This window comes from Pseudomonas sp. C5pp (assembly GCF_000814065.1).
Classification (GTDB): Bacteria; Pseudomonadota; Gammaproteobacteria; order Pseudomonadales; family Pseudomonadaceae; genus Aquipseudomonas; species Aquipseudomonas asiatica.
Genome location: NZ_JWLN01000003.1, coordinates 166,097 through 181,859 on the forward strand (window position 1 = coordinate 166,097; position 15,763 = coordinate 181,859).

At 49.1% G+C, this 15,763-nt stretch carries 17 protein-coding genes and 1 pseudogene; 12 read left to right on the forward strand and 6 right to left on the reverse strand.

The annotated features are described in order from the left end of the window. Window positions 1-53: 53 nt before the first annotated feature. From RR51_RS03705 to RR51_RS03720, 4 genes are all read left to right on the forward strand, one after another. Window positions 54-422, forward strand: a complete 369-nt coding sequence (locus RR51_RS03705; RefSeq protein ID WP_009681407.1) for a histone-like nucleoid-structuring protein, MvaT/MvaU family — start codon at window positions 54-56, stop codon at window positions 420-422. Between the two features lie 220 nt (window positions 423-642). After that, a complete protein-coding gene (locus RR51_RS03710; RefSeq protein WP_039612659.1) occupies window positions 643-873 on the forward strand; it encodes a hypothetical protein in 231 nt (76 codons plus the stop codon). A gap of 62 nt (window positions 874-935) precedes the next feature. Beyond that, entirely contained in the window at window positions 936-1,145 is a 210-nt protein-coding gene (locus RR51_RS03715) for a hypothetical protein (RefSeq protein WP_082044640.1), read from the forward strand. 3 nt (window positions 1,146-1,148) lie between these two features. Continuing rightward, the gene (locus RR51_RS03720; RefSeq protein ID WP_236693250.1) at window positions 1,149-1,523 is read left to right on the forward strand and encodes a nucleotidyltransferase family protein; all 375 of its coding nucleotides are present in this window, start codon (window positions 1,149-1,151) and stop codon (window positions 1,521-1,523) included. Between the two features lie 2 nt (window positions 1,524-1,525). Here the strand turns inward: RR51_RS03720 and RR51_RS03725 are convergent. Next, window positions 1,526-1,708 (reverse strand): annotated as a pseudogene (locus RR51_RS03725) (phosphoglycerate mutase family protein); the annotation flags it as partial. 198 nt (window positions 1,709-1,906) lie between these two features. Here RR51_RS03725 and RR51_RS03730 point away from each other — a divergent pair. The 3 genes from RR51_RS03730 to RR51_RS03740 all read left to right on the forward strand — a co-directional run bounded on the left by RR51_RS03730 (window position 1,907) and on the right by RR51_RS03740 (window position 4,594). Further along, window positions 1,907-2,809 (forward strand): DUF4747 family protein, encoded by a 903-nt coding sequence (locus RR51_RS03730; protein WP_039612661.1) that lies wholly within the window; start codon window positions 1,907-1,909, stop codon window positions 2,807-2,809. Further along, a complete protein-coding gene (locus RR51_RS03735) occupies window positions 2,802-3,401 on the forward strand; it encodes a hypothetical protein (RefSeq protein WP_039612662.1) in 600 nt (199 codons plus the stop codon). Before RR51_RS03730 ends, RR51_RS03735 begins: the two co-directional genes overlap by 8 nt. Before the next feature lie 212 nt (window positions 3,402-3,613). Next, window positions 3,614-4,594, forward strand: a complete 981-nt coding sequence (locus RR51_RS03740) for a potassium channel family protein (protein ID WP_161795732.1) — start codon at window positions 3,614-3,616, stop codon at window positions 4,592-4,594. Between the two features lie 11 nt (window positions 4,595-4,605). Here the strand turns inward: RR51_RS03740 and RR51_RS03745 are convergent, their stop codons facing one another. Next, window positions 4,606-5,058 carry a 3'-5' exoribonuclease gene (locus RR51_RS03745; RefSeq protein ID WP_039612722.1) on the reverse strand — a complete coding sequence of 151 codons (453 nt, stop codon included), beginning with the start codon at window positions 5,056-5,058 and terminating at the stop codon, window positions 4,606-4,608. Between the two features lie 410 nt (window positions 5,059-5,468). Between RR51_RS03745 and RR51_RS03755 the strand changes: the two genes are divergently transcribed. Next, a complete protein-coding gene (locus RR51_RS03755) occupies window positions 5,469-5,858 on the forward strand; it encodes a hypothetical protein (protein WP_039612665.1) in 390 nt (129 codons plus the stop codon). After that, on the forward strand, window positions 5,855-6,064 hold the full coding sequence (locus RR51_RS03760; RefSeq protein WP_039612666.1) for a hypothetical protein: 210 nt from the start codon (window positions 5,855-5,857) through the stop codon (window positions 6,062-6,064). Before RR51_RS03755 ends, RR51_RS03760 begins: the two co-directional genes overlap by 4 nt. A gap of 263 nt (window positions 6,065-6,327) precedes the next feature. Here RR51_RS03760 and RR51_RS03765 read toward each other — a convergent pair whose 3' ends face one another. The 4 genes from RR51_RS03765 to RR51_RS03780 form a co-directional block, all read right to left on the reverse strand. Continuing rightward, entirely contained in the window at window positions 6,328-6,516 is a 189-nt protein-coding gene (locus RR51_RS03765) for a type II toxin-antitoxin system Phd/YefM family antitoxin (RefSeq protein ID WP_039612667.1), read from the reverse strand. 25 nt (window positions 6,517-6,541) lie between these two features. Next, window positions 6,542-7,372, reverse strand: coding sequence for a hypothetical protein (locus tag RR51_RS03770; RefSeq protein WP_039612668.1), 831 nt, complete (start codon window positions 7,370-7,372; stop codon window positions 6,542-6,544). A gap of 398 nt (window positions 7,373-7,770) precedes the next feature. Further along, window positions 7,771-8,349 (reverse strand): hypothetical protein, encoded by a 579-nt coding sequence (locus RR51_RS03775; protein WP_039612669.1) that lies wholly within the window; start codon window positions 8,347-8,349, stop codon window positions 7,771-7,773. Continuing rightward, on the reverse strand, window positions 8,346-8,894 hold the full coding sequence (locus RR51_RS03780) for a hypothetical protein (RefSeq protein WP_039612723.1): 549 nt from the start codon (window positions 8,892-8,894) through the stop codon (window positions 8,346-8,348). The genes RR51_RS03775 and RR51_RS03780 overlap by 4 nt, the downstream gene beginning before the upstream one ends. A gap of 1,353 nt (window positions 8,895-10,247) precedes the next feature. Here RR51_RS03780 and RR51_RS28875 point away from each other — a divergent pair. From RR51_RS28875 to RR51_RS03800, 3 genes are read left to right on the forward strand one after another with little or no spacing between them, the layout of a single operon-like run. Then, entirely contained in the window at window positions 10,248-11,666 is a 1,419-nt protein-coding gene (locus tag RR51_RS28875) for a tyrosine-type recombinase/integrase (protein ID WP_161795733.1), read from the forward strand. Between the two features lie 3 nt (window positions 11,667-11,669). After that, window positions 11,670-14,969, forward strand: coding sequence for a hypothetical protein (locus tag RR51_RS30010; RefSeq protein WP_152619852.1), 3,300 nt, complete (start codon window positions 11,670-11,672; stop codon window positions 14,967-14,969). Beyond that, window positions 14,959-15,627: a hypothetical protein gene (locus RR51_RS03800; protein WP_039612673.1), complete on the forward strand. Its 669-nt coding sequence runs from the start codon at window positions 14,959-14,961 to the stop codon at window positions 15,625-15,627. The genes RR51_RS30010 and RR51_RS03800 overlap by 11 nt, the downstream gene beginning before the upstream one ends. The last annotated feature ends 136 nt before the right edge of the window (window positions 15,628-15,763 follow it).

The following is a 15,763-nucleotide window of genomic DNA, read 5'->3' on the forward strand; positions in this document are numbered from 1 at the left end:
AGCGAGATGCTTTAGGATGTTCCGCCTGTTTCCCTTAACTTTGAGGATCTAATATGTCCCGCTTGGCCGAATTCCGTCAGCTCGAACAGCAACTCGCTGCCCAGCTCGCAGAACTTGAAGCACTCAAGGGCAGCTCCGAGCTGCAAGCTGAAATTCAATTTGAGACCAAACTGCGAGACTTGCTGGCTGAGTACGGTTACAGCCTGCGCGACATCATCAACATCCTGGATCCTCAAGCGAACCGTCGTGCAGCCGCCCCAGCAGCAGCTGAAAAGGCCCCGCGTCGTGCGCGCCAGGTCAAGCAATACAAGAATCCGCACAACGGCGAAATCATCGAGACCAAGGGCGGCAATCACAAGCTGCTCAAGGAATGGAAAGCCGAGTACGGCTCTGATGTGGTGGAAGGCTGGCTCGCCCAGTAACACGCTTCCCGATGGTTTGCTAAAGCCCCCTCACGGGGGCTTTTTCTATGGCGATGCTGACAGGTAATTCATCTAGGCGAGCTATCGCCACCCACAGCGAAAACGTACCTCGCAGCAGCGACTGATCTGTGATCATCCGAGACGCATTTCGTCCGCATTACCTATGCAGCCAGGCATTTTCCGAATACTGTATATCAATACAGTTATAGAGAATGCCGCCATGACAGGCACCAATCTGCCCGTAATGTCGATCCAAGAGTGGCGGCAGCTGCTCAGCGACACCGAGGCTCTGCTCCTCGCACCTAAGAAGCATCACAGGGAGCTTCTGCATCACGCATATGCGCTACGTGATGCCCATGCCGTAGACTCTGGAACCTTGGCCGATATGCTGGAGCTCGCCGACGAAGCATTGATGTACGCCCACTCCGTCCAGGCTGATCAGCAGTGGTAGGCTTAACACACGCCTTGATGGCATCGCGTCGTGTGGGATCGCTATGGCGAAAGGGAGAGATCGTGAAAAGAGATCTGAGCAAGGTGCTCATGCCCGACCACCCTCTGTACATCGAGGCTGTGGAAGCGCTGAAAATCTACCATCAAGCCCAGGCTGCGGGGGTAGTTGGAGCGGAGCTGGAGCGCCTTCGGTTAATGGCTGAGCATCGTTTTCAGGCTGTCACTGACTACCAGTTGCACGCCCTCGGCGGCCCCGCTGAGAAAGGTCATTAACAGATGGCTTACCCTAAGCAGCAAGGTGCCGAATTTGCATTTTGCCCGCTGCTCAGCGTCGACTTGGAGAAAGGTATGAGGCCCACTGATGCCATACGAGGCAAGGAAGGGGACATCCGGCGCCTGATCGAGACCTATGGGTTCATTGAGCCCAAGCTCTTCGGCTCCGCCGCTCGAGGAGATGACCACGATGGGAGTGACCTCGATCTGCTCGCCACCATTCCTTCAGCAATGGCCGGCAAAATTTCCTTGTTCGATATCGGCGAGCTCGAGGATGAGCTCCAGGCATTGGTGGGCGTGCCGGTCGACTTTCACGTCCGCAACAACATGCCTGAGCACCTCAAGCAATCCATTGAGCGTGAAATGGTCAAGCTCTAGTTGCTTGCCTGGGCTCGATGAAACGGTGAGGCAACGATGAGGTCAGGGGCACTCGTGAATGACCTGGCGACCATATGGGCTTGCTCCAGCCCTTTTGTGGTGAGGGGGATACTCGCGTGATCCCTAGTGGGCTGGCATGCGTTCGCAGCGCTCTCGCCATGTCGTATGAGCCTCACATTCTTCATCGACTATCTTTCTCTCATGACTCTTCCTGGGTCGAGGAATGCTGGCACGGAACAGTGCGGAATACTGGCATGTTCAACCCCGCCGAGGCGAAATACGCGAACGGACGCTGAGGATGGGAGGGGGAGTTCGGGCACCCTTGGCCGATTTTAGGGCGTCTGCTAGCATGGCACAATGCAATCACGATCAAGGACGAAATAATGGCTTCATTTATTGTTTACAATATTCAGTTGCTGCCTGCTAACACGAGAAACACGAAAGAAGTTGGTATTGAGGGATATAAAAGGCTTTTCGAGAAATTGCATCAAAGAACCGTGCAGGCTTTTAAAAATAAAAAGCTCACGGATATGTCTTTTAATTTGGGGGCTGATACGTATTTCGCGCCACGCAGCACGATATGTGATGATGTGATAGCATATGGTGAATGGATCAAATATCACAAAAGTGATACGGTTGAGGATTTGTATTCTAATACTACCATATTCCAAGCTGCCAAAGGAACATTTCCCGTCGCCAACCGGGTTTCATTCGACTATGTCTTTGATTACGAAAGTCATAGGATGGCAATTTCGGAGTCAGGTGGGCGCCTGCCTAAGCCTTCAGTTTGCAATGAAGCGCTAGAGGAGATCTTTTCAAAATTTGCTCTCGAAGTTTTTCCTAGGCACGTGTTGAAAATAAACTTGGTGTCCGATCCTACAGAGCTTGAGAGCGTGTTGAACAACGCAGAGGGCTTCAAGGCCGTTAGCACGACTTTAACCTTTCCTAATGGCCACCGTTTAGGTAAGCAGCTTCAAGAACTAAAAAATAAAAATGTACATCATCTCAAGGTTGAGGCTTCAACAGAATCAAAAGATTCTGCGATGCCCTCTCTGCCAGATTTCCTGAGGGAAATGGTTGAGGCATCGGTGGATTACGGTACTACCACCTTGTCATATATCCTTGAGGCAGGTGGTCGGCTGCATCGGTACACGTCGTCCAAGTACCCACTAAAAATTCGCTTTAGGAAGAAAAATAATGAGCAGCCTGCTGGTCTTAGGCTGAGGGTGCTTCAAGCTCTGCGTCAGCTGGGTGGGGCTACTCAAGGAGAAGGAGAGGATGTATAGACTTCTAGTGAAAATTCCCATACTAGGCGTAGTCATTAAGATAATGAACTCCTATGCATACGATGGTGATTTTGCTGCAGATAGCCGCTTTGCCGGAATTTGGGCTTGGATAAAAGCGTATTTTTCTGGTGTTTTAGTTTCGGCGTTATTAGCGGCGCTCCTAACTCCCAGTATCCCCAACTTTTTTTTGCCATACTGCATGAGCTTGGACTATACAGTCGCCACGTCTCCAGGAGATCTCGCAACAAGCATTTTGCCAAACCTGTTGGGATTTGGGATCGGCGTTTATGCTTTGGTGTTCGCGTTGGATAGGTCATTAGTCAAAGGTTTGCAGGAAACCTTTCAGACTTCTGAAAAATCGAGCATCCCAGGGTCGGCCCTACTGCTAAATGCTGAGATGGCGCTCCCGTTGATTATGCTAATTGCGGCAATTGTGACCGGCGTTGCTCAAAAAACTTTCCCAACTGAAGTTTGGCTAGTTGCAGGCTCTTGGTTTGCTTTTTGGTTGTCGATGTATTTTATATTGGGGCTGGTGAATTCTTTATTTATGATGGGTGATGCCCATCTATCCCAGCGGCTCAAAGATGAATAGCGAATGAATTATTTTGCCATACTTAATTGGGCAGATGCTAATAGGGGGTAGGTGCCGTGCTCGCTCAGTCTGTCGTAACTACAAGCGTTCAGGGTAGGGTTTCTGTGCGTGCATTGATTTGCGACTCAGAATATATAATTATTTGGCCGATGTCGTACGCTTTAGGTTGTGGATTGTTCATCTAAATATCATTTTGGGTTTCGGGTAGTGCCGTGAAAGAAAAATATCATAAAGAATTGGTGTCCGAATCGGGCGTGCGGCTGGTTCATTTTTTTGCGGGGCAAAAGCCCCATGTGTATGGCGTATTATATTTTGCTAATATTTTAATTTTCAGCATTATTTATTGTCTGACGCCTGGAGGATTTAAGCAAGAAATAGGCCTCGGAGTGGCTCTATATTTTAGTGTAGTGACTGCTACTACGCTTGGGTATGGCGATATTACTCCTGTTTTGACAGATTCTGCTATGCCAATGCTTGTTTCACTTCAAGTTTTGATTGGGATTTCTTTGATTGGCTTGTTCCTTAACTCCCTTTCTTACCGATTGAGCGAACAAAAGGAGAAGGTCATTCAAGCAATTGAGGAATCTATTAAGGAAGAGCAAATATCCAAAGCTTTAATGATGCTTCGCCCAGTTTTAGGGCCGGGCCTGCGTACACTGGCTCAACTCTACAAGTTTACCGCTCGCAACGAAGCTCCCGAGTATGACGTTAGGCCAAAAGAGTTTTTAAATGAGGATTTTGCTCGTCAGATAAATCAAATGGTTTATTATAATGTGCATAAGTACGCCAATCATGCAGCTCCAATGCATAAGGTGTTTATAGATGAGAACAATAAGTTTCTAGCTGGTCTTGATAAGTATTTAGTGACATTCTCTCATAGCTTGCCTGTTTCAATTTTGGTAATGCTTACAAATCTAGGTCAGCATCGTTACTTTACAATTGCGGAGATGTATCGGGCATCACATCTCTATGTGTTGGAGCAAGGAGGCAAGAATTATCCCGAAGACTTTCCGCTTCCAGGAGGAAATTTTGATCAGGTTAATCAGGATGTGATATTGGATTTTATCTCGCAGTTTTTAACTGTGATTGAAGAGATTGATAAAAGAAATCCAACTGATCCAGTGGTAATGACTGTTAGCCTTCGGAATAATATACTTCCCGGCGTAGGCGCTGGCCTTTATCCCACTCCCTAGCGCTGATATCTCTAGCAGTGTCTGGGATTGAACATGCCTGCGATGATCCTGGCGTCCAGAAGGGCATGGTGAGGCAGTTCTTCCCCATCTTTCGTTGTGGTCAGGGTCGTGGCATCGATGGGGAAATTCCTGACGTTCTGGGGCCATTTCCCATCGTCATAGGCGAGCTCGCAGAACAGCTCCCAGTCGTAGGCAGGTGCGTCAGTGGCAATCTCGAGCTCTTCGTCGTAGGTTGCCAGGAACCGCAGGAGCGCCGCTCTGGCCTCCATGATTGGCATGGCGTACTCACCACCCCATAACTGCGGCAGTACGATCTCTTTCACGAAATCACTGCAGTCTTCTTCTCGCCACGCGTCGATCAATTCCACGTAGAATTCCCTGCGATCCTGGCCAACCAGTGCCAGGGAGATCAGCTTCGCCTGCGCGTTGAGCTGAGTGAACTCACAATCGAGAAAGAGCCTCATCTGTTGGAACCTCTGCAATGACTAGGGCCCGCCTGAAACTGTCCCAGGAAGGCTGCCTGTGGGAAATCGCCTTGGCGTATTTCGGCCCCGAAAAGCTGTTGGAAACGATTGTAGATCTGTGGAGCGGTGCGAGCCCTCCCACAAGGCCGACCGTCGAGCACCTGTCGACTGACACGCTACCCGCAGATGTCGTGAATATACTGAAAATTGCCCAGGTGCGAGTCGGGGCCCTCGTTCCAGATCTCGTGCCTGTACCAGGTGTTGTCACGTTGTACGCCCGGCACGCCAACGACCTCTCCGATGGGATCCTAGCAAGACTGCCGAGAGGCGAGCTCACCCGTACCTTGCGAGGATCGCAGTTAGAAGTCGAACTTGGCCTGTGACGTCCACCTGCGGCAGGGAGAAGTGATGTGACGATTGATCATCGGCTGCGGAGGCTGGAGATCGCGAGGCGCAGAGCGCTGTGGGCACTTGCCGATCTACAGCCTGGAGACGCTCGCGCTGAAAAGGTGCTGGCTGAGCTCGACGAGGTTGACCAGGGCCTGCGGGACATCGTGAGTGGTGATCAGCTCTCCGCCCAGGAGCTCGTCGATGTCGTCACCACGAAGCTCCACAGCGGCGTTCAGCTGCTCGTCGAGGACAGCATCCCCGAGCCATGGCTGCAGCGCTTCCAAGCGGCAAGTGTTGGCTCTACCCGCCTGGCAGAGGGGCCCTATCTGCGCGACTTCGAGAAGTTCGTGGCCGTGTGGCACCAGGAGCTTGAGCACCTGAGCGCCCATCGCAGCAAGAGGTCGCGATGAAGAGAACGATCCTGGGTATGGTAGAGGCCGGCGAGCCGCTCTTGCAGCAGGCTCTCCAAGCCGTCCGGGCGCATCAGAAGGCTGTGGATGAAGGGCGACCAGCAGAGGAGATCGAAAGGCTTCGTCTTGAGGCTGACCACCTGTATCAAACCGTCATCGACTACCAGTTGCACAAGGCTGGCACGCTTGGGCAGTCAGTCCATTAGTGGATCGCAGAGGTCTTTGCGTTTGTTGGCAAATTCGCAAGCGGAGCGCGCCGGCCTGAGCCAGAGGCGAGAGGATGGAAGCCCGCAGGGCCAAAACCGGGCGCAGCGGGGTTTGGTTCACGACAGCTGTGCCCGCAGGGCCGAGCCAGCAAGTTTGCGGATTCAAGAAATCCCTAGAGCCCTCGCCATGCCTGGCTTACAGCGAGGTAGTCTCCTGGTTTTTTCGGATTTCTTTGCGGATTTTTCCCCAGACCGTGCGCATGTCACGGCACCTCAAGCGGTACAAGCTTGCAGGCGGGCTTACCGTTCTTGGTGATCACGAACGAGTGCCCCTGCTGGAGGAGCTTCATGATCCTCCGGAAACGCCGCCTCGCCTGCGTTGCGCTGATCACCTGCATGTTGATGCCTCCCACGGCGAAGAAGGTAAGGACGGAGTTGACGGTGGCCAGCATCCGCAGCTAGCCACCCCCAGTTCACTTACATGTCAGGATGGATGTCGTCGAAGACGTTGACGTCCAGCTCGAACTCCAAAGTACCGAAGCGGGCCAGCAGATCATCCCGCAAAGCTCCCTCGGCATACGATTCAACGTCCACAAAGTAGCTGTAGATCATCCCGTCATCAGAGGTGTTCACGGTTACTTCGGCGTCTGCAAGAAGCTCTGCATCATCCAGGGATATCCGAAGCTCACTCGCCAGCGCTTGCGCCATGCTACTCCGGGGACGGTTCTCTTCGGCTTCAGCGGCCTGCTGCTGCGACATGTACTCCCATTCATCCCTGCGATCACGGTCTGCATCCGTTTCGCTGCCGGTGATGGAGACCCCGTCTTCCCCAAGCGACCACTTTCCTTCCCGCCGAATCAGATCAATTTCAGCCTGGAGGAAGAAAGCCGTTCCGTAGTAGACCCGATCAGGATCCTGCTTACCTTTCCAGGTGATTGACATGTCCAACCTGAGTACACCAGTCGCATCGTCATAGGCGGCTGACTCTACCTCGTATTCGTCGATAGCGAACTCGCTGGCGTTGGTCTCGGCCATGGGGCCGGAAAGCAGATCCTCCAACTCTTGATCCAGCTCGGAGAACACATCGTCCTCGTGGAAGGCGTCCTTGAAGTCACGCACGCCAAAGGCGGCGAGCATCAGCCGAGGATCCGTGGAGTTTCGCCGGGCGACGACAACAAGCTCGTGGTATTCCTCGAACCCTGCCTGACGCGCAAGCGCTTCTTGGGCAGCAGAAAGCTTCATGTCGTGTTCACGAGCATGCTGCTTGGCTTGCGATTTGATGATGCTGAGAGGGGAAAAATCGGACATAGCAATGTCTCCAAAACCATTCGACGCTTTGGTTACCGATTGCCTGTTCACCGGGCAGCGCCTGGTTAGGGACATGCCGATGTAAAACGAAAGGGTGTATCTACGATGGGCTATTGCTTCGCGAAACAGGCGCCAGGCGACCATCACCGCCTGGCCTGATCATAAGTCAGCCAAAATGACTCCGCAACAGGCTGCGGAAAGGGCAACGCCAGGTTAGTTTGACGGGGGGAGGATGCTCGGGTATCAGAAACGACCGCAAGCGGAGCGCGCAGCCAGGAAGGCGGAGACGCGAGGATGGAAGCCCGTTAGGGCCAAGACGCCGCAATGCGGCGAGCGGCTTGGTTCACGACAGCCGGCCCGAAGGGCGCGCCCAGGACGCTTTTGCAGCACTGGCCTACCTAGAAGAGTTCCCTGTTTGGAGGTGGTGGTTCATCGTCTGAATCCTGCTGCTGCCCAGAACCAAACATTTCATCCTCTGACCAGTCATCCGCAAACAAGAAATTTTCTTCGGTGTAAGACGACATTCCCAGATTACCACTAGCCATAATTTCGGGAGCGTACTTGCGGAACAGCCGCCCACCGAAGAGCAAGTGGCCTACTACACATTCTTCGATGACTTCAACAGTCCAACATTCCAGCTGTACGCCAGAACCGATGTCTTCCCATGCCGTCTTGAGCGCATCATAGTCGAGATCTTCGCATTCAGAGTCATAGACGACGGTGAGCGTACCCTCATGCGCATGTAGAAGCCTGACTGGCGCCATAACGTCACGGACGATTGCTTGCTCGGCCAGATAGATGACTCTGGTATCAGGTTCTCCATCCCACAAGACAGCGAAGTTAAGAAAGCCTACACGCTGTTCGTCCGTTGCATAGGCACCCAATGATTGCGGGGTGCTGAAGATCGTAAATCCACCTTCACCGTCATCGTTATGAGGCTGCTCGAACTCGGTATACAGGAATCTAGAGTAGATCATGGCTGGCCCTCATCGATAGAAGGGAGAAAGCTCAGGCTGTCGTCGGTGTAGTCTTCCAGGTCATTTTCGTCATAGCAAGGGAGCTCATACGGACTGATGCCCAGAGTGGTTGACTCCATGATCTCTTTGACCACAGGCCAGAATGGGTAGTCAGAACGACCTGAGTAGATCTCGTCTTCGCTCGCGAAAGCTACGGTGTAATGCCGACCCGAATAAAGGTGGGTATCGATTTCCCAAATAGCCTCGATGGCTGGGATGCAGCTGCTAGATACCTTGCTATCCAGAAAGATATCCAGACCATGCTCATGGATAGCGATCCGCTTCACCGGAGCCAATGCTCCTCGGAGATAAGCACGCTCCAAGGCCATCATGAAGCGATGATCGAGGTAATCGCCGTGCATCACGCAAAAGGTCTGTTTGGCGGGCTGGGTCATTACCCGGAGGTTTTCGTCTTGCCACTGCAAGCAGCTGAAGATGACGTAGTCGGGCCCGCCGACCAAGGCTACTTGAGGGCATTCCGGGCGGAAAAGAGGTGCTGATCTCATGACCATTTCTCTCCTGTGTGGTCATAAAAAATGAAGACCATTAACCGGGAGTGGTCAAGGAAGCGAGAGTGAAAAAATGAAAAAATACCCATGCAATTCAGTATCTTAAGAGCATACCCTTAGACTGGGAGCCAATGTTAAGGGCGATTTCTTATAGAGCAACCGTGCAAGCCAGATGCTGACGCGAATGCGAGGCAAGCTGAGCGCTATGAGTCGAGACGCGAAGAACCGCACGCGGAAAAACGCTGTGGGCGCTTGCCGATCTCACACCTGGTGATTTTCGGGCCGCCTATGCTTTAGGCATCTTTTCCCCCCCCATCGAAGATCTGCTTCGTACAGGAAAGGGCAGGCGGTAACAACCACCTACTGATCAGCAGTCTGGTGATGGATTCGGATATACCTGGCCGAAGGCTCTGTAAAGCGCCAGACCATACGGTAGGGGTTGACCGGGGCAGCTTCGAGCAGCCAGCTGCGGATCGGAGCTGAACCGTTGTCGGGCCGCACCTTGGTGGGCTTTGTGCTTGAGATCTTCGGGCTGCAATACAGATGATGATGATCGAGCTATGGGAAGGCGATGCCTCTAGAAACCCGGCTGTAGCAATATAGAAGTGGATAGATGGGTCTTCCGAATTCAAATATATGAGTAGCAACGAGATATACAAATGAAAATTTTTTTGGGGTGCGAATGTTTCATGGCTTTATACAAATAAGAATATCTTGGGATTTATTGTTTTTTGTAAGTGCTTGTCTGATATCGTTTTTTGTTTGTAGTTGGTGATTTAATTTTCTCTAAATTGACATATAGTAGATTGTTATTCATATCTAGGGTGGTAACTTCCCTACTTGCTATGCTTGCCGTGTGAGCTACTCTCAGCTAGTGCTTAGAGCGCTGTTGGATTACGGTTCAGGGTGAGTAAGAGGATGGTATGAATATGAGGATCGAAGCTCACGGGCACGACCTGGCAAATGGTTGTGTGCCCTCCTCAAAGGGTCGGCAAGATCCTGACGGTTCATAAAGTTGAGTTTGTTCGACTGCCCCCTTGATGCAATTTTGGTCGGTAGGGGGGGCACGACCTCAGCGGCTTTAATAGGCTTTTGGAGTTCTGCATTGAATAATCAGGCATTTAACTCTATAGGCAATACTGTTCGGTCGGGTCTGATACTTTTCTGACTCGGCAATTGACATGGTCGCGGTAGATGAAGATCAGCTGTATATATGTCACCTCTATTTTGAATCTACGTCGCTCGCAATATTGATTGCGCCATATAGTGCGCCTGAAGCCGCGTGGCTATCAATGGTAGCAATGGTTTCTTTGATAAATGCCAAAAGTGTTCCATCAAGGAGGTGCCAGCATGCCAAATTTAAAATATGTGGTGAGAAAGGATGTCTGGCTAGGGCGTAATGCCTTTAAGTGTCTATCAGAAGCATCGCCGGGTGTATGGGTGAAGTCACGGGCTTTTGAAGTTTTCATTATATGGATGATTGGGTTGGGGTTCAGCTTCAACACGATGAAATCCTACTCCTACAAGGGTGCTTCTTTTTTAGATTATCTAGTTGTGGGGTTGGAGGTTTGCGGAGCCGTAGATAGGTCAAACTACATCATGCTTGCTCGATTGTATCACTCCTATATAACTCAAGGTTTGAGATCTATGTCGCCATTGGTGCAGGCGATTGCTAGACGAAGACCCTCTCCAATGGTAAGTAACAAAACATCCGGGATTCATCATGCCGCAGTACAGCAACTGATTGAGTCGTGCTATGAGCATTGCGCAGATGCCGCAGCCTGGCCACCAGATACTGACGTGAGTGACGAGATTCAACTAATCGGTAGCTTGAAGAATGTCGGGCAACCTAGGTCGGAGCAAGAGATTCTTGTTTTAGAGGGTATGTATGGTAGGAAGGTAAAGCGTTCAAGAAACTCCAAAAGAATGCGTGTTTTTAGCCACTTGCCGAAAGCCAAGAAAAATAATGATCCCTACGAAGAAGATAAATTCTTTCCACTCGATAAAATTGGCGAGTTAATAAGGTCTGCTCCTTCTTATCGAGATGCTGCGCTGTGGTCTCTTATAGCAGCAACCTCTTTGCGAGCATCTGAAGCTTTGCAACTATTGTGGGCGGATATTGACTTCGAAAGGCGTGAGGTCTATGCGGTCAATCCTTCAGATCGAAGCAGCATGCAAGATTCATATGCCGGCCTGAGCGCTAGTCAAATTGACATGTTGTCATGGAAAGGGCGGGTGACAAAATATACATTGCTATTGGAGCCATACGGGGAGATGTTTTTTGAAAATCTTGAAAAATATTTGAAGTACGAATATCGGGCACATGTAGATAATGATTTCGTGTTTCAGTCACAATTTGGATATCCATTGTTCCTCTGTGATTATGGGAGCGTAATTGCAGAACCATTCACTCGTGCAGCTGAAGGTGTGCTGGGGTTTAAGACTGATCGCTACAGGTTAAAGCTGCATAGCCTGAGGCACAGTTATTGTTTTTATATGAAGAATTTCGTCGAACACACCGATGGGATTGGCTTGTCAGATTACGAGGTCATGGCCTTGACAGGACATGCCGACGTTGCAAGTGTCGCTAGGTACGCAATTGTGAGTCTCCAGTTACTCAACGAGAAGCTTTCGGTCGCTTTTACTGCTTTCAAAACTGATGGCAATAAAGGTGTGGATGAGATGATTATCGGATTTCATGAAAAAAGGATTGCTGCGTTGAGGCTGAAAATAGCCAGGGAGCAGTCAGGCAATAAAAGTCAGGAGTAGTGAATGATTAATATTACCGAAGGTATTATTTTCCTTGTTTCAGCGCTTCAGTTAATGGAGTGCTTCCGGGAGTCTGTTGTCCGGCTCATCCATGCGTTAGATGAAGTTTCCGGTGTTAAGCCACGATTTCTTAAACGCTTCAGTTCGTATCGGCCATCTCGAGATGAAATTTTTACATATATATCTGAGCTTCTGGAGGCTGCGCTGGAGGATCGAGAGGGTTTGCTAAGTGAAGCAGAAATTGTAGTTCTGGTGCGTATAGGTCACACACCGGATGTTGGCAGGTCTACACGGACGCAACTGAATCACATAATAAAATTTCTTTTAATTGATTTACATAGGATGCAGTGTTTGATACTGCCATATCGCTTCACTCGCCCGCAGGCATCTTGGATAGATGAGGTTTCGGATCGATATGCATGTTACACATCCATCGCGAAAGTGTTTCGGGAGTTAGACATTATAAGAATCACAAGGAGTAAGGCGCCCCGTCAATACGATCCTCAAGAGCGAAAAGAAAGGACTGTTATTCAGATGGGGGTGAAGCTTGCCCTTGCGTCATCTTGGTACAAACCTGAAGATGTTGGCTTGGAGGATATTCGAAAGTGGAAAGAGTTTAGCTTGGACGAGTCAGAGAAGAACTCTCCTTTGCCTTTGGATCAGATAGTTGATGTGTTGAAAAAGAGATTTGGAGTAAGGCTTTCAGTTGATCCGATTCAAGTGAGGGAAGCGACTATGAATTTAACCAAAGATGCGATTGACAGAATGGTCAGTCGAGGGCAGCAAGAATTACTTGAGTCTTCGTTCTGTAATTATTCAGATCCGATTAAGTTGGTTTCTTTCATGATGGATGATTTAAAGCTCGCTGCTGCTAGTTTTTACGGGATGGGTATCAAAAGATTAAACCTTGAGGTTGCATGGGCCAAGGTGGGAGTAGATATAGAGGTTGCAGCGAATACTTGGCTACGGCTCCAGGCGGAATACGCGGAGGAGCAATCTTATGAGAATTCCCAAATTCTCTTAACATGCTTTGGAAGATTCAATTTGTATCTGTTTGTGTATCTGCCTGCGTGGTTTAATAAGAATCCAGGTGCGGAATTTCTGTATCCTAAATTCCCAAATATGTTCGTGGGTCGTATTTTTTATAAGCCGAAATTAAAATTGGATGGAATGCGCCCTTTATCATATTGGGAGTTTTCTGAAGTTATGGGTTATGAGTTTTATTATGCTGTTGGTAACAGCCTGAGGCGATTTTTTCAGCATCTGATTGATTTCCGCCCTGATGCAGCAGGTTGTGAAAAATTGTCTCAGCCTATATGGTGGCTACCTCCCACCCAAAAGGCTTATCGGACAAATAAACACACATTTACATCTGAGCACGAGGATGTTTATGTTAAGTATTTGGAGGCAATAGCGACTGCGGAGCCATTCCTGGATGGCTATGTCAAGGGTATGAGGTATAGGTACAGTGACAATGAGTTGGCTGTTTTGGACTTTAATGAAATCGGATATGTGCCAGTCGTATATCTGAGTGACGGCCTGCATCCTATTCTGTCTGTGAGTCGAAGAGCCCTTGTGCTTCTTAAGATAGGCAATGAATATCGTTATAATCCGGCTACTACAATTTTCCCGTATTGTTTGGTTAGGGGTGGCCTGAGAGGGCAGAACTTACAGTGGCTAAGTTGCGACACATATGCCATTCATGTGGATCGAGATATTGATCCGCAAGTAGGGTTGTCCTATTTGTTTATAAATACGGATAAAATTAGAACCGAACCTTTCACTGTTCATTGTCGCTATGCCGTAATATCGCAATTAGATCGCCAGGCGAAATGGCGTGCGGATATTTTTTCTGAAACTAAAGCCCCTGGATTTGGGAAGAGCTGTTTTTATGAGGGGAATGTCAATTCAAAGTGGGGTGAGATTAACTGTCTATTTTGTAATGATGCTCATTCTGGATATCCAGTCAAAGATGAGATGTATGCCCAGGTAATTACTCACTCGATGTTGGATTTTCAGAGTTGGATGCGCAGGAATGGTGATGGCACAGTAGAATGTGCAGCATTCATGGGTAGTCCACGCGAAACAAAATCTCGAAAAACTGACTATTACACGTGGGAGCAATGGCAGGCAGTTAGGGTGAAGAGTGATGCAGTGAAGGTTGCAACATATGCTGATCCTCAATATGGAGAGTTATCTTTCTGCCCTGTTCGAGTACGGTCGAAATTGACCGGCCACAGCGGGAGGGCTATGCATATCACTCATCTTTTGAGTCGACTAACGCCAGAGGAAGTGGCGAAAACTACAGGTCAAACTGCAAAAACTGTCATGCATTATGACACTGGCGCTGACGACTTCCGGCGCCGGTTTGCAGGTGTAATCAATACTAAGGAGCCGTTGAAGCGTCCGTTAATCAAGCGAGCTGATGTTGAGGGACAGTTTGAAGCATTGCTTTTGAGTCGCGGTACCGGCGATGTGAGTAGAGTTATTAATGAATTTGGTTTGCTGAATTTTTCTGATGTGGATGATTCTAATAATAAAGAGCCAGGCGCATTTGAGATTATCGCCAATGAGAAGTCGGCAAATTTGGTGCAGAGTTCTACTCATGTTTGTGTGAGAGGCTATGTCTGCCCTGCGCATGTAATGGTGCGTTTTAAAGGGCGAAAAATTTGTCCGTGGTGCCCATTGGCAGTTTGGTCGCTCAATTCAATTTTTGCTGTGTCCGCGACGAGGCATCAATTGGCTGAAGACTTTGAACGAATTCAAAGTAGATTGGCCGAGAGCAGGGATACTTTCTCGTCCGAAGAGCTGGCAATGCTGGAGCGCGAGTTAAATTCGCTTGGTGAGGAGCTTGTTGCTTGGTATTTTTTAGAGAGAACATTAGATTCTCTAGTTTTTAAGCATCGCGAAAGTGCTGTAGGTTATTCTCATGTTGTTGGTGACAAAGATCTGGTGACCAAAGTAGTAACCCGTCATGTTGTTGAACGAGGCTCAGCGGAGGATTTCTTACGGAGGTTGGATGAGGTAGTTGAATTCCCTACTACTATGTCGGTCGGCTTCAGAGACAAAGTTAATCGTGCGATTAGGTTTATTCTTGCCCAGAAAGGCGAAATTTACCAGGCGCTTTTAGAGCCTGTAGTAGTTAATCCTGAAACACGGCTCGCTGCTTTATTGAGAGAGGAAATAAATAAAGCCGACTTTGATTACAGCAAGTTGTTGAGGCTTCTTGAAGTTTCTGATGTCGAGTGGTTCAAGCATGTGGCTGATGCTAGAGGCATTAAGGAGGATGGGATTGATTCATAAAGGTGCGATACCGAAGCGAAAATCTGACATTCAGAGGATTGAAGCTCGAGCCGCGATTTTGGTGAGGGTGTTAGAAGAAATTGCAGAAAGAAAATTAACGTTTCTTTCAAAAAAACGTCTTCTCATCTATGTTGCTGCGGGTATTGAAGATGCCGAAAAATTGGCGCTTCAGGGAAGCGTGCCTGATGGTCTTGTTGCCGTAGCGGACAAGGCCGCTCATGTCAGCGTGAGTGGGCTTTACAAGTCAGAATTTTATTCGGCTATCGTTGATACATTTATATTGGAAAATCCTCAGTGCGTGATAAATAAGTCAAGAAGAAATGTTAGGTCTGATGCTAAGCTGAGGTTGCAATGCTCAAGGCTGTCTAATGAATGCGCTAGGTTGGCTGCGGAGTTGAGCGAGGCAAATAGTCAGTTGATCGAGTTGGAATTGACTGGTGGAAAGATTGCTTTACACTCAGGCAGGGATGAAGTTACTAGCGCTTATTTTGCTATTGATGCATTAATTGAAGAATTTGGATCATTTCTTAAGTTTGATTCCAGTGGCGTGTTTCTTGATAACGTTCTGCAGCGAAGAATTATTGGTATGGATGTTATCAAGGGCTATTTGGAGTGGAAGCAGAAGGAAATTAAGCCTTCTACTCCTCGCAGGAAGTAGACTGCAATATGTAGGTCGAAACGAAATGATTTGACCCTTGGTGCGGAATTTTTCTCACCCTGCTTCCGGTGGTAATTATCAGTTTAGGTAATTAACCGCATCCTACCTCGATCTGCCGGGTGCATTGTGGGTTCTT

Excerpts from the sequence above, each read along its gene's own strand:
- RR51_RS03705 (WP_009681407.1), top strand. The coding sequence starts at position 54 with ATGTCCCGCTTGGCCGAATTCCGTCAGCTCGAACAGCAACTCGCTGCC.
- RR51_RS03710 (WP_039612659.1), top strand. The coding sequence starts at position 643 with ATGACAGGCACCAATCTGCCCGTAATGTCGATCCAAGAGTGGCGGCAG.
- RR51_RS03720 (WP_236693250.1), top strand. The coding sequence starts at position 1,149 with ATGGCTTACCCTAAGCAGCAAGGTGCCGAATTTGCATTTTGCCCGCTG.
- RR51_RS03730 (WP_039612661.1), top strand. The coding sequence starts at position 1,907 with ATGGCTTCATTTATTGTTTACAATATTCAGTTGCTGCCTGCTAACACG.
- RR51_RS03735 (WP_039612662.1), top strand. The coding sequence starts at position 2,802 with ATGTATAGACTTCTAGTGAAAATTCCCATACTAGGCGTAGTCATTAAG.
- RR51_RS03745 (WP_039612722.1), bottom strand. The coding sequence starts at position 5,058 with ATGAGGCTCTTTCTCGATTGTGAGTTCACTCAGCTCAACGCGCAGGCG.
- RR51_RS03760 (WP_039612666.1), top strand. The coding sequence starts at position 5,855 with ATGAAGAGAACGATCCTGGGTATGGTAGAGGCCGGCGAGCCGCTCTTG.
- RR51_RS03765 (WP_039612667.1), bottom strand. The coding sequence starts at position 6,516 with ATGCTGGCCACCGTCAACTCCGTCCTTACCTTCTTCGCCGTGGGAGGC.
- RR51_RS03770 (WP_039612668.1), bottom strand. The coding sequence starts at position 7,372 with ATGTCCGATTTTTCCCCTCTCAGCATCATCAAATCGCAAGCCAAGCAG.
- RR51_RS03775 (WP_039612669.1), bottom strand. The coding sequence starts at position 8,349 with ATGATCTACTCTAGATTCCTGTATACCGAGTTCGAGCAGCCTCATAAC.
- RR51_RS03780 (WP_039612723.1), bottom strand. The coding sequence starts at position 8,894 with ATGAGATCAGCACCTCTTTTCCGCCCGGAATGCCCTCAAGTAGCCTTG.
- RR51_RS28875 (WP_161795733.1), top strand. The coding sequence starts at position 10,248 with ATGCCAAATTTAAAATATGTGGTGAGAAAGGATGTCTGGCTAGGGCGT.
- RR51_RS30010 (WP_152619852.1), top strand. The coding sequence starts at position 11,670 with ATGATTAATATTACCGAAGGTATTATTTTCCTTGTTTCAGCGCTTCAG.